This window comes from Steroidobacter sp. (assembly GCF_016790065.1).
Taxonomy (GTDB): Bacteria; Pseudomonadota; Gammaproteobacteria; order Steroidobacterales; family Steroidobacteraceae; genus Steroidobacter.
This window is the reverse complement of sequence record NZ_JAEUPY010000066.1, coordinates 1-12,478: the sequence shown is the minus strand read 5'-3', so window position 1 is coordinate 12,478 and position 12,478 is coordinate 1. Positions and strand designations below refer to the sequence as shown.

Genomic DNA, 12,478 nt, shown 5'->3' with positions numbered 1-12,478 from the left:
TCACCGGCCGGCTGGTGACCCGATCGACAAAAAATTTCATGTCGGCGATTCACTGCGGGCGTTTGCTCGAGCAGACGGGCGGCTGCTGCTTCCGGCACCGTTCCCCTTAGCCTCACGCGTAATACGCGTACCTGTGGGGCGCTCTGTACGGAGGCACTTGTGACCCAATTCGCGAATTGCAGATAGCAACGCCCCCTGCTTTCCGTAATGTTGCTGTATCAACACGACAGCTGATTGCCGACAGAGTCGCTCTTGCATGTTCGCCAGATCAAAAGTTACTCATCGAGGCGGACACAGTGCCGGCTTCACCATGGTCGAGCTGATGGTGACGGTGGGTATCGCCGCGATTCTGACGGCGGTCGCGGTGCCTTCCTTCAATCAGTTGATCATCAGTAGTCGGCTGGTCACTCAATCCAATGATCTGGTGGCGGCAATCAACTTCGCTCGTTCCGAAGCCATCAAGCGCAACACCAATATTTCTTTGTGCCGGGTCAATGCGGTGGATTCGACCACCTGCGTCACCGGCGCCGGTGCCTGGCAAAACTGGATCGTGACTCCTGGCGGCGGCAACGTCGTTAGACGCGGCGTCGTGAACACGGCCGCCGGCGGCATGAATGTGCAGTCCACACTCACCAACGACGCGCTGGTATTCGGTGCGGAAGGTTTGGCTCGCAGCGGCGGCGTGCTGGTCACCAATCAACGAATCAGTGTCTGTTCGACGCGCACCAGCACCGACAACATCCGGCGCGTAGTGCTCGGCAGTGGCAGCCGCTTGTCCACCACCACCGCTAGCGGAGCCTGCGGACCATGAAGTACTCGCGACCCAACGCTCAACGTGGCGTCGGCTTGATCGAAGTACTCATTTCATTATTGGTCCTGTGCTTCGGCATGCTGGGGCTGGCCGGCTTGCAGATGTGGAGCTTGAGAAACAATCAGGGCTCGATGGAGCGCAGCCTGGCGGTGGTGCAAACCCATTCCATCGTCGATGCCATGCGTGCCGATCGGGCGTCGGCAGCGACCGGCGGATTCGACGTCGCGATGGGGCCGGGTGCCGCTGTGCCCTCTGCATCGCCCTTCGCTCAGTCGGCACTGCGGACCTGGCTGAGCAATCTCGAAACGGTGTTGGGCGCTGGTGCTTCCGGCAGCGTCTCTTGTGACGGCGACTTGTGCACGGTGCGCGTTCGCTGGAGCGATCAACGTAGCGCCGGCGGCGCCACCGATGCACAGACCCCGGCGCAGCAGGAGATCGTGACTGTGGTGCAGCTGTGAGCGGACGCGCCCAAGCCGGTGGCTTCACGCTGATCGAGCTGATGATTTCGATGATGCTCGGCTTGGTGGTGATCGGCGGTGCCATGGGCGTGATTCTCGCCAACCGTCAGAGCTATCGAACCAACGAAGGTCTATCACAAGTTCAAGAGAGCGCGCGCACGGCGTTCGAGTTGATGGCACGTGATATTCGGCAGGCAGGCGTCACCGGCTGCGACAGCACGGGCAAGATTGCCAACACGCTGCGACCGCAAGCGCTCTGGTGGCAGGACTGGTTCGGTCTGCGCGGCTATGAAAGCACCATGACCGATCCTGCCGCGGGATTCGGCAGTACGGCACCAAACAATCGCATCAGCGGCACCGATTCCATCGTGACTCAAGGCGTCGAAGGCGCCGGCATGTCGGTGGCCGAGCATCTGCCGGGTTCCAACAGCATCAAGCTCAATGCCGCCAGCACCAACATTGCGCTGGGCGACATTCTGATGGTCTGCGATTTCGATCACGCCGCCATCTTCCAGGTGAGCACTTACACCGACGCCACCGTCACTCTGCTACACGCGGTCAGCAGCTCGCCCGCGCCGGGGAATTGCACCAGTGGCCTGGGCTACCCCAGCTCGACAAGTTGCAACGGCACCGGTACCTCTTACGGCTACGCCCGCAACTCACAGATCGCGCGTATGAGTGCGACTGATTGGTACGTCGGCGACAACCAGCGCGCCAACGAAGGTGGGCGATCGCTGTATCGGCGGCGCATGAACGCGACCACGCCCGAAGAAATCGTGGTAGGCGTGACCGACATGCAGATCCAGTATCGCGAGGCCGGCAATACCAATTTTGTCGATGCCGCCACCGGCCTCAATTGGACCAACATCAACGCGGTGCGCGTCACGCTGACCATTCGCAGCGCCGATCAGCGCATCACTACCAATACCAACGTCAACTCCGGACGGCTGGAGCGTCAGTTCACCAACGTCATCACTTTACGGAACCGGGTGCCATGAGGGCCTCATCGCATAGTCAACAGCGCGGTGTGGCGCTGGTCGTTTCGCTGATTCTGCTGGTGCTCGCAACGCTGATCGGTCTGGCCAGCGTACGCGGCACGAACTTGCAGGAACGCATGAGCGCCAACATGTACGACCGTTCGCTCGCGTTTCAACGAGCTGAATCGGCTCTGCGCGCCGCGGAGGATGCGATCACTGCCAACTGGCGAATCGCCGATCTGCGCGGAGTCGATTGTTCGGCCGCTGGCGTGCCGTGCAAAGTCATTCCCGAAAATTCGTTCTCCGGCACCGATGGCAACTGGGTGGCGGTCGACGATTTGCACAACGTCAATTCGAGCAAGAGCGACGGGCGGCCGGAATATCTCATCCAGTTCATGGGCACCGGCCGCGCCGAAAACAATCTAGGCCTGGACGCGAATGCCGACTATGGCAACTACGGCACGCCTTACCCGCCCGATAACGTGGCTTTCTATCGCATCACCGCTCGCAGCAGCGCTCCCGCCGACGCGGTCGACCGCTCCATGGTCGTCCTGCAGTCCACCGTCAAGCGCGCTATCTAAGACTGGCACACACTGAGGTCGTCATGTCGATGAGCAATGAATTGCCACGGACGTCTCGGCGCTCGGCGCTCGAGCGGCTGCGCTGCGTGTTTGCCGGTGCGTTATTGACTGTGTTTGCCGGAGTGGCGAGCGGCCAGAGTGTCGAACAGTCGCCGCTGTCCGTTGGCGGCGGCGTGCCTGGCAATTTATTGCTCGTGCCTTCGGTGGAATGGCCGACGCTCGATAGCATAGCGAACCTCGGTGCTTACGATCTCACGCGCTCCTACGTCGGCTACTTCGATGCCAACAAGTGTTATCGCTATTCGTACAACCTGATCGAGACCAGCCGCTATTTCTATCCGGTGCAAGACGGCGTCACCACTCATATTTGTAATTACGCGAACAAGGAATGGAGTGGCAACTATCTGAACTGGGCAGCGACCCAAACCATCGACCCGTTTCGTAAAGCCCTCACCGGCGGTTATCGCGTGCGCGATACGTCGACCGAAACCTGGTTGGAGAAGGCGCGCTTCGACGGCAACGGCGGCAGCGGCAGCTATCCGAATCGGCGGATCCCAGCCACTGGCGCCAATCGCACCCTGGTGCGAGGCGCGACGCCGGCCAACTGGGACGATTTCACTTACCGCATCTGGGGTCAGAGCAATCGTATGCGGTTTACTCGCAGCGGCAGTCTCGACACCCTCATAGTGGTGCCGTACGACCCCTCGATTCACACCAGTCTCACGTTGCTGGAAGGCGTCGTCTACGAAGTCAGCATCCGAGTCAAAGTGTGCGATGCCAGCGTCGGCCTGGAGAGCAACTGCGTGCAATACTCGCAGGGCGCGAAGCCCGAAGGTCTGTTACAGAAATATTCCGACCGCATGCGGTACAGCGTGTTCGGCTATTTGAACGACTCCAACATCTTGCGCGATGGCGGCGTGTTACGGGCGCGGCAGAAGTTCATCGGGCAGTACAAGTACAACCCGCTCAGCGAGCCGGTCGACAATTCCGCCAAGGAATGGGACCCGAGCACCGGGGTCCAGGTTCGTAATCCGGACACGGCCGACGCGACCTCGACCACCGCGCGAGTGGGGCAGACCATTGCCGATAGCGGCGTGCTCAACTACATCAACAAATTCGGTCAGATGACCACTCAGAATCACAAGAGCTACGACCCGGTCAGCGAGCTCTACTACACCGCCCTGCGTTATTTGAAAAGGCAGGGCAACGTTAGCGAATACACCAGTCTCGCTGGCACCGCCACGCAGCGTTACAACTACGCCGACGGCTTTCCAGTGATCACCGACTGGGACGATCCGATGCAGTACCGCTGCCAGAGCAGCGCATTTCTCGGCATCGGCGACGTGAACACTCACCGCGACAAGAATTTGCCGGGCAACACGGTGACCACCGATGAGCCCACCGTGCCGGCGGCAGTCGCGGCGGATACGACGGTCAACGTGGTCACGGCCACCAACAAAGTGGCGCGACTCGAAGGCATCACCATATCGACGCCGTTCACCGGCCGTGAAAACTCGGCTTACATTGCCGGACTCGCGTGGGATGCACATACCAAAGATCTGCGCTCGGATTTGGCGGGCACGCAAACCGCCTCGACGTATTGGGTGGACGTTCGCGAGAACCAGGTGTTGGAGCCTCGCGCCCGCAATCAGTATTGGCTCGCCGCAAAGTATGGTGGTTTCGCCGTGCCGAGAGGTTTCGATCCGGATGCGCGTACCACCGCGCTCGACGCGGCTTGGTGGAGCAGCGGTGAGACGCTGTCCACAGGCGATATTCGTCCGGAGAATTTTTATGTAGCCAGCGAAGCCGACAAGATGATCGAAAGCTTGACGCGCGCGTTCGCCAGGATCGTGACCGAAAGCGCCGGCTCGTCGAGCTCGCTGGCGTCCAACTCGACGCGCATCGATACCGACACCAAAACCTTCCAGGCGCAGTTTTTCAGCGGCACTTGGCTGGGCGACCTGCAGGCATACAACGTCAACCGTGATGGCTCGTTGGAAAGCAGCCCGGCGTGGCGCGCGGAACCGCAGCTGACCGCGACGACGGCTTGGGCGAATCGCCCCATCTACGTTTACAACCCGCAAGCCAGCGGCACGGCGCGCTACGCGCTGTTCACCTACAACAACCTGGGTTCGAGACAACAGACGGCGCTCGAGAACTCGGACGTGGTCGATTACTTGCGCGGCGATCGCAGTAAGGAAGAGGCGAAGGCCGACGGCATCTATCGCACGCGTACCGGCGTGCTAGGCGATATCGTCAACTCGACGCCTGTGTATGTGGGGCCGCCCAACTCACGGTTGTATGTGCAGTCCAGCTTCACGGGGGCCAATCGTTACGCCGCTTTCGCAACCGCTCAAGCGAGCCGAACTGCAGCCGTGTATGTAGGAGCCAACGACGGCATGCTTCATGGATTCAATGCGACCACCGGCGCCGAGACGTATGCCTTCGTGCCCAACGCAGCGATTTCGACGGCGCTGCGCTCGTACGCGTCGCCTACTTACGAGCATCGATATTTCGTGGATGGCGAAGTGGCGGTAGCGGATGTCTACGACACGGGCGATAGCAGTTGGAAGACGGTGCTGGTCGGCACCATGGGCCGCGGTGGCCCTGGCGTGTTCGCACTCGATGTGACCAATCCGACCGCGGTGAAATTTCTCTGGGAAAAAAGCGCCACCGATATTCCCGCGTTGGGCAAGAACATCGGCCGGCCGGTGATTGCGCAAGTTGCCGATGGCGATTGGCGCGTGGTCTTCGGCAATGGCGCTGGCTCGACTGCCGGCGCCGCGCAGTTGATCTCTATTTCTATTCGCACTGGTGCGGCGACGGTGACCAACACTGGGGTCACCGGCAACAATGCGTTGACTGCAGTATTGGCACGCGACTCCGATAGCAACGGCTTGGCTGATACCGCTTATGCCGGCGACATGCGTGGCAATCTGTGGAAGTTCACCAACCTGTCGGGTACTCCGACAGCCACGAAGATATTCGAAGCGCGCGATCCCAGCGGCGTGGTGCAGCCGATTACTGCCGCGCCATTGTCCGGCGTGGATCCCAACACCGGCACCGTCTGGGTGTTCTTCGGCACCGGCCGTTACTTGAGCACCACGGATCTTGCCGATCGTCAGGTGCAGTCGTGGTATGGCATCAAGGATAACTCCACGACCTACGGCACACGCGCTAGCCTGGTCAAACGCGACATCCTCGCCGAGACCAAGGTAGGTGGATTGGATGTGCGCGTCGTCGCCGATGGTTCGACCAGCGATCTTTCCGGACGGCGCGGCTGGTACATGGATCTGGTGTCGCCGGTGAAAGGCGTGCAGGGCGAGCGCATGGTGGTGCCGAATCGTTTCCAAGGCGTGGCGCTGATCGGCACCACACGCATCCCGGAAGCTGCCGATGCCTGCCAACCCACCGGCAATGGTTTCATCATGGCCATCGATCCTTTTTCCGGCGCGCGGCTGCCGGAAAGTTTCTTCGACGTGACCCGCGACGGCGTGTTCAACAATGCCGATCTGGTGTCGGTGAACGGCCGCGCGGTGCCGGTGTCGGGCATCGGCTTCGGCAGCAGCGCCAACAATCCTATTTTCGTCGAGGACACCATGCAGGTCAGCCTCGATCCGGGTACCACCGAAACCATCAAGATCCAGGGCTCGGCCAGCGATGCGGGGCGCATGAGCTGGCGTGAGATCGTGAATTGACGAGACAAAACCATGCAATGTGAACATCGACAAGCCCGGCGCGTTGGGCGTCGGCCGCGGGTTGCGGGTGTGACGTTGGTCGAGCTGATGGTGACGACCGGCATCGTCGCCATTCTCGCGGCGATCGCATATCCGTCCTATCAACGCTATGTGTCGCGGACTCATCGCAATTCGGCGGCAGCTTGTCTGGCGCAGTACTCGCAGCTCATGGAACGTCACTACACGTCGAATCTGAGCTATTTGGGCGGCGATGCTTTGTCGCCGCCCGGCTGTCGCTTGGAAAACAATATGAACCGCTACTACACCTTCGCGTTCACCATTCCGGCCGACGGTCGGACCTACACCGTCCGCGCCGACCCGAGCACCGTGCAACAGGCCACCGACGCGCTCCAGTGCGGCACCTTGACCTTGAATCAATCGGGCGCGCGGACGCCGACCAACAACGCTTGTTGGTGAGCTTGCGGTCCTTGACCTGGGCTTGCAGAATGAGGCGTGCACATCAAAAAAGCCGCTGGTGCCCGGACCTCTGCCGCCGAGGGTTCACAGTCTTGGCGTGCCGCGCTGCTGGAGCGGCAAGACTTACTTTGGGAACAGGTTCGGCATCACGGCGAACAACGTCGTGAGCATCTGTCCGAACGCGCGACCTGCGTGTTGGCCGATGCGCTCCAGTGGCTCGCTGAGCTTCCCGAGAATTCCATCCATGCCGTGGTCACCGATCCGCCGTATGGCGTGGTCGAGTACGAAGAAAAGAACCATCTGAAACTTCGCTCCGGCCGCGGCGGGGTGTGGCGTATTCCACCTTCCTTCGATGGCGCCAAGCGCAATCCCTTGCCGCGCTTCACCGTGCTATCCCAGGAAGAGATCAGCGCTCTGCATAACTTCTTCGGTGCTCTGGCCTACGGGCTGAACCGCGCGTTGGTGCCCGGCGGGCATGTGTTTCTGGCTTCCAATCCGCTGCTTTCGACCATGACGTTCCATGCATTCCAGCGGGCCGGCTTCGAGAAGCGCGGCGAAGTGATCCGCCTCGTTCAAACCCTCCGCGGCGGGGATCGTCCCAAGGGCGCCGAACAAGAGTTCTCAGACGTCTCCATGATGGCTCGCTCGTGCTGGGAACCGTGGGGCCTGTTCCGCAAACCTCTGGAAGGCACTGCCGCTCAGAACTTGCGCAGATGGGGCACCGGCGGTCTGCGACGCATCTCCGACGCCGAGCCTTTCAAAGACGTCATCGTTTGCTCACCCACTCGTGGCAGCGAACGCGAGATCGCTCCTCACCCTTCCTTGAAACCGCAACGCTTCCTTCGCCAACTGGTTCGCGCCTCGCTGCCTCTCGGCATCGGCATCGTCTACGACCCCTTCGCCGGCAGCAGCTCGACCTTGGCCGCCGCCGATCACGTCGGCTGTTTAGCGGTCGGGACGGAGCGGGATGCGAAGTATTTTGGGATGGGCTGCGGAGCGTTTGGGCGGCTGCGGACGCTGTGAAATTACCCGCGCCGGATGTCGTTTACTGACAAGGGAGCGATGCTCCGGTCGTGGACGATCGCAAGGTAGTGGGGGTGTGAATGGCGCGAGCGAGCATCAGCTGGGCATCGTCATGGGTGGTGTTGGCGCTGGCGGCGATGAGCTGCGTCCAAGCTGTCGCCGCTGAAAATAAGCCAACCACCAGCACCGTGACGCTCGGTGACGAATACTGGATCCGCGCCAACGTTTTCCAGCAGCAGCGGCGAATCCAGGTCTATCTTCCTTCCAGTTACCACAGTTCGCAGCAGCGCTATCCGGTGCTGTATTTGCTCGACGGCGACGCGTACTACGTTTCGGTGTCGGGCACGGTGCGGTTGTTGAGCGAGTCGTCCGGAAGGATTCCCGAGACCATCGTCGTTTCTATTCCGAATGTCGCGAGAGCCAGAGAGTTGGCGCCGCCGGTAAGCCAACCAAAGCCGGGTGACGAGCCGTATGAGGCTGACCAGTTCCTGCAGTTCTTGAAGCAGGATCTGATTCCCTGGGTGGAGAGCCACTATCGCACTCAGCCGTTTCGGATCATCGTGGGGCATTCGCGGGGCGGACTGTTCACGCTGTACACCTTCTTGAACTCACCGGATACCTTCAACGCCTACCTGGCGCTGAGTCCAGCACTGTGGTGGGACGATGAGGCAGTGGTCAAGGACGCGCCGGAGAAACTGAAAGGAATAAAGCCGGGCAAGTCGATGAGGTTTCTATATCTCTCGGCGGGGCACGAATCCATCGAGATCACCGAGCCGACGGCGCGAGTCGCAAAGTTGCTGGAGCAAACGCAGCCGGCCGGGCTGCGATGGCGCTACGACTATCTGGCGAACGAGAATCACATGTCTAGTCACTTGCCGAGCACCATCGCTGGTCTGCAGATGGTGTTCGCCGATCTGCAAGTGCCCGAGCGCATCATCCTGTCGCAGGGACTGGCAGGAGTAGAGGCGCATTACGCCAAGCTCCAGCAGACCTATGGCTACGAGTTGCGGCCGTCGCATGCAATGTTGACTTGGATTGGCGGCTTTCTGGAACAGCAGGACCAGCCCAAAGCAGCGGCTGAGTTTTTCCAGCGCGCCCAGCAGCTCTATCCCGATCATCAGCCCTTGTTGCGAGACTGGCCGGCCCGGCCGCTGCAGTGATACGAATGAAAAAAATCGCCCAGTTCATCGCCGCCGTCTGCATCGGCGCGATAACAGTCGACGCCGCAGCGGCCGACGACTTCAAAGTGGATCGCAATGTGTTCGTCGCGATGCGCGACGGCACTCGTCTTGCCACAGACCTGTATCTGCCGTCGCAGGCGCAGAAAGGCAAGGTGCCGGTCGTCCTGATCCGCACGCCTTATGGCAAGGATGTGAGATACACGCCGCAGTCCAAACAACCCACCTCGCTGTTGCGTTTCTTTGTTTCGATCGGCTACGCGGTGGTCGTGCAGGACAAGCGCGGCCGGCATCGCTCCGAAGGTGAGTATGTCGTGTCGGGAGGCGACGCAGAAGATGGTTACGACACCGTCGATTGGCTGAGCAAACAAGCCTGGTCCAACGGTAACGTCGGTGCGATCGGTTGTTCTTACGAAGGTGACATTCAGTTGTTCATGGCCGGCACACGGCCGCCGGCGCTGAAGGCGCTCATTCCGTTGGCGTCGGGCAGCGCCGTCGGTTCGTTGGGCGGTCACTACCGTTACTGGGGCGCGCGTGTGGGCGGCGTGCCCGAGTGGGTGGGCGTGATCGGCTGGTTCGCGCAGTATGGTGAGAAGTACTTTCCCAAGTTGCCGGCCGACCTGCCGCACGATCAATACAACTCCAACATCGGGCTGTGGGACATCACGCGTCGTCCGCCGACCATTGATCTGAAAACGGCCTGGCATCACCTGCCGTCGAAAGATGCGCTCGCCGCGCAGGGGCTGACAGGAACCGACTTCGAAGACACCATCGCGCGGAGCGCAGCGGATCCGTATTGGGACAAGCTGCCGTACATGACGAAGAGCTATGTGTCCGACGTGCCGGCGTTGTTCGTCAATTCCTGGTTCGACTTCGGCGCCGACATGACGCTGTTCGAGATGAACTATCTGCGCAATCACTCAGCATCGAAGCAGGCGCGCGACAATCAGTTCGCCATCATGAGTCCTCATCCTCACTGCGCGTTCGAGCGTGAAGCCAGTGAGAACACGCGCATCGGCGAGCGTGAAGTGGGGGACACGCGCTTCGATTACCGCAGTCAGTACCTCACCTGGTTCGATGCCTGGTTGAGAGACGATGCCGCGGCCAAGCGTCGCATCATGGATTGGCCGCGACTGCGTTACTACGCAATGGGGCGCAACCGCTGGCAGACTGCTTCGGCCTGGCCGCTGCCGGCCATGAAGGAACAGAATTTCTATCTCGGCAGTAGCGGTCGCGCGAATAGTCTCAGCGGCACCGGTAGCTTGAGTCGCGTACATAGCAAGCCAGCGCCAGCCAGCACGTATAGCTACGATCCGAAAAATCCCGTGCCGTCGCGGGGCGGTGCCATGTGTTGTACCGGCACGCCGGATGCGGTGGCCGGCGCGCTCGACCAAAGGTCGGTGGAAGGCCGCGAGGACGTGCTGGTGTTCAGCTCGGAACCACTGGCTCGCGAGCTCGAGATGACCGGTGAGCCCAAAGTCGTTTTGTATGTATCCTCGGACGCCGTCGACACCGACTTCACGGCGAAGCTGCTCGATGTCTATCCCGACGGTCGTGCCTTCAACGTGTTAGAGAGCATCCTGCGCGCTCGCTATCGCGAAGGGCAGGATAAAGAAGTCTGGATGCGCAAGGGCGAAGTGTACGAGCTGACCATTCCGCTCGGCGCCACCAGCAACGTGTTCCTGCCGGGTCATCGCATTCGATTGGAGATTTCCAGCAGCAACTTCCCACGCTTCGAACGCAACTTGAACCGCGGTGGCGTCAACTCCGAGCAAGCGGACGGCGTCGTCGCTGAGAACACCGTGCACCACTCCAAGGCACATCCGTCTCGATTGGTGCTGCCGGTGGTCGCTGGAAGGTAGCGGGTTACCTGCACCGGATGCGCACTTACTAGCGACGGTGCCATTGTGTGGTCATGAGCAGCAGCCCACTGGCCGTGCCGACCCCGCTATCCACCGAGCGCACGGTTCGCGGCCTGACGCGGCTGCAGCTGTTCATGATGAGCTTCGGCTCCATCGTCGGCGTCGGCTGGATCACGATTCTCGGACAGTGGCTGTCGCTGGCGGGCCCGGGCGGCAGCATCGTCGCGTTGGCCGTGGGGGCGGCGGCGGTGCTGTTAGTTGCCGCCAACTATGCGCTGCTGGCTCGTAACGATCTGTTTGCAGCCGGCGGTGAGATTGGAGCGGTGGCGGCCTCGCTCGGTCAGCGCGCGGCCTTCATCGTTACGGTGGCCATGTGTCTCGCCACCATCAGCATCGTGGCATTCGAAGCGGTGTCGGCCGGTTGGATCGCCACGACCATTTTCCCGGCACTCGAAGGTCCGCCGTTGTATCGCATCTTCGGGCGCGACGTGCATGCGGGCACTGTCGTGATTGCGTTGATCGGAACGATGATAGTGGCGGCGCTCAACTTGAGGCCCATTGCAAAGACTGCGCGAGCGCAGAACGTCATCGTGTTCGTGAAACTCGCGGTTACTGCGATGTTCTGCATCGGTGGCGTCGTGGCCGGTGACGCAACTAACTTGCTGCCGCTGCTGCCGACGACGGCCACGGGTGAGCCCGCTTACGGCGGCATTCTGGCTCTCGTTGCGACCATGCCGCTGTGGTACGCCGGCTTTCATGTAATCGCCATTCTTTCCAACGAACGTGCCGCTACTGTTCGACTGACCGATGTCGGTTGGGTGATGCGCGTCGCCATCGTGGCCGCATGTTTGTTCTACGCGTGTGTCGTGCTCGCCGCTTCCTATGTGGTGCCGTGGCAAACGCTGATCTCGGCGCCGCTGCCAGCAGCGACGGCTTTCCGTAACGGCCTGTCGAGTACGACGTTCGCCAACCTGGTTTTGGTATCCGGCTTGCTGGGCATCTGTTCGGCTTGGATCGCCTGTTTCGCCGCATCGGTGCGAGTGCTGAACCAGCTGCGAAAGCAGTTGAGCGGTCGTGCGGCGGATGTTCGCTCGGCAACGATGTTCATCACCGTGGTCGCAGCGATCTTGGCACTTGCCGGTCGAGCCGCGCTCGTTCCTATCGTCAATGTCGCCGCGCTGTGTTTCGGATTGGTTTATTTGCTAGTGAGCCTCGCCACGTGGCGGCACGCCGTGACAACACGGCAGCGCTGCGTCGTTGTGCTCGGCGCCGTTGTCGCCGGTTCCATGGCGGCGTTTGTGTTTGTATCCGCCGTCGCCGAGAGCGGCTGGCAGGCGCCCGAGGTTGGCATCGTCGTGCTGGCGGTCGTCGCGAGCACGGTCCTTTGGATGATGAGATCGAAGAGCTCAGTGTATGCATCCTGAACAGAATCGC

The 12,478-nt window shown here is 61.1% G+C and carries 10 protein-coding genes; all 10 read left to right on the top strand.

The annotated features are described in order from the left end of the window. Positions 1-256: 256 nt before the first annotated feature. Entirely contained in the window at positions 257-811 is a 555-nt protein-coding gene (locus tag JNL55_RS02470) for a GspH/FimT family pseudopilin (protein ID WP_293848817.1), read from the top strand. After that, a complete protein-coding gene (gene pilV / locus JNL55_RS02465; protein ID WP_293848815.1) occupies positions 808-1,269 on the top strand; it encodes a type IV pilus modification protein PilV in 462 nt (153 codons plus the stop codon). The genes JNL55_RS02470 and pilV overlap by 4 nt, the downstream gene beginning before the upstream one ends. Beyond that, complete coding sequence (locus tag JNL55_RS02460; protein WP_293848813.1) at positions 1,266-2,267, top strand: prepilin-type N-terminal cleavage/methylation domain-containing protein; 1,002 nt, start codon at positions 1,266-1,268, stop codon at positions 2,265-2,267. Before pilV ends, JNL55_RS02460 begins: the two co-directional genes overlap by 4 nt. Then, positions 2,264-2,827 carry a PilX N-terminal domain-containing pilus assembly protein gene (locus JNL55_RS02455; protein ID WP_293848810.1) on the top strand — a complete coding sequence of 188 codons (564 nt, stop codon included), beginning with the start codon at positions 2,264-2,266 and terminating at the stop codon, positions 2,825-2,827. The genes JNL55_RS02460 and JNL55_RS02455 overlap by 4 nt, the downstream gene beginning before the upstream one ends. Positions 2,828-2,850: 23 nt before the next feature. Further along, the gene (locus JNL55_RS02450; RefSeq protein WP_293848807.1) at positions 2,851-6,525 is read left to right on the top strand and encodes a pilus assembly protein; all 3,675 of its coding nucleotides are present in this window, start codon (positions 2,851-2,853) and stop codon (positions 6,523-6,525) included. A gap of 12 nt (positions 6,526-6,537) precedes the next feature. After that, positions 6,538-6,981, top strand: a complete 444-nt coding sequence (locus tag JNL55_RS02445) for a type IV pilin protein (protein ID WP_293848804.1) — start codon at positions 6,538-6,540, stop codon at positions 6,979-6,981. A 36-nt stretch (positions 6,982-7,017) separates the two neighbouring features. Continuing rightward, positions 7,018-8,004, top strand: coding sequence for a DNA-methyltransferase (locus tag JNL55_RS02440; protein ID WP_293848801.1), 987 nt, complete (start codon positions 7,018-7,020; stop codon positions 8,002-8,004). An 80-nt stretch (positions 8,005-8,084) separates the two neighbouring features. Continuing rightward, complete coding sequence (locus JNL55_RS02435; protein WP_293848798.1) at positions 8,085-9,164, top strand: alpha/beta hydrolase; 1,080 nt, start codon at positions 8,085-8,087, stop codon at positions 9,162-9,164. A gap of 5 nt (positions 9,165-9,169) precedes the next feature. Beyond that, complete coding sequence (locus JNL55_RS02430) at positions 9,170-11,044, top strand: CocE/NonD family hydrolase (RefSeq protein ID WP_293848795.1); 1,875 nt, start codon at positions 9,170-9,172, stop codon at positions 11,042-11,044. A 53-nt stretch (positions 11,045-11,097) separates the two neighbouring features. Beyond that, positions 11,098-12,468, top strand: a complete 1,371-nt coding sequence (locus JNL55_RS02425; protein WP_293848792.1) for an APC family permease — start codon at positions 11,098-11,100, stop codon at positions 12,466-12,468. Positions 12,469-12,478: the final 10 nt, after the last annotated feature.

What these genes read in the sequence shown, in the direction of transcription:
- JNL55_RS02435 (WP_293848798.1), top strand. Translation starts at nt 8,085, where the DNA reads ATGGCGCGAGCGAGCATCAGCTGGGCATCGTCATGGGTGGTGTTGGCG.
- JNL55_RS02455 (WP_293848810.1), top strand. Translation starts at nt 2,264, where the DNA reads ATGAGGGCCTCATCGCATAGTCAACAGCGCGGTGTGGCGCTGGTCGTT.
- JNL55_RS02425 (WP_293848792.1), top strand. Translation starts at nt 11,098, where the DNA reads ATGAGCAGCAGCCCACTGGCCGTGCCGACCCCGCTATCCACCGAGCGC.
- JNL55_RS02445 (WP_293848804.1), top strand. Translation starts at nt 6,538, where the DNA reads ATGCAATGTGAACATCGACAAGCCCGGCGCGTTGGGCGTCGGCCGCGG.
- JNL55_RS02430 (WP_293848795.1), top strand. Translation starts at nt 9,170, where the DNA reads ATGAAAAAAATCGCCCAGTTCATCGCCGCCGTCTGCATCGGCGCGATA.
- pilV (WP_293848815.1), top strand. Translation starts at nt 808, where the DNA reads ATGAAGTACTCGCGACCCAACGCTCAACGTGGCGTCGGCTTGATCGAA.
- JNL55_RS02470 (WP_293848817.1), top strand. Translation starts at nt 257, where the DNA reads ATGTTCGCCAGATCAAAAGTTACTCATCGAGGCGGACACAGTGCCGGC.
- JNL55_RS02450 (WP_293848807.1), top strand. Translation starts at nt 2,851, where the DNA reads ATGTCGATGAGCAATGAATTGCCACGGACGTCTCGGCGCTCGGCGCTC.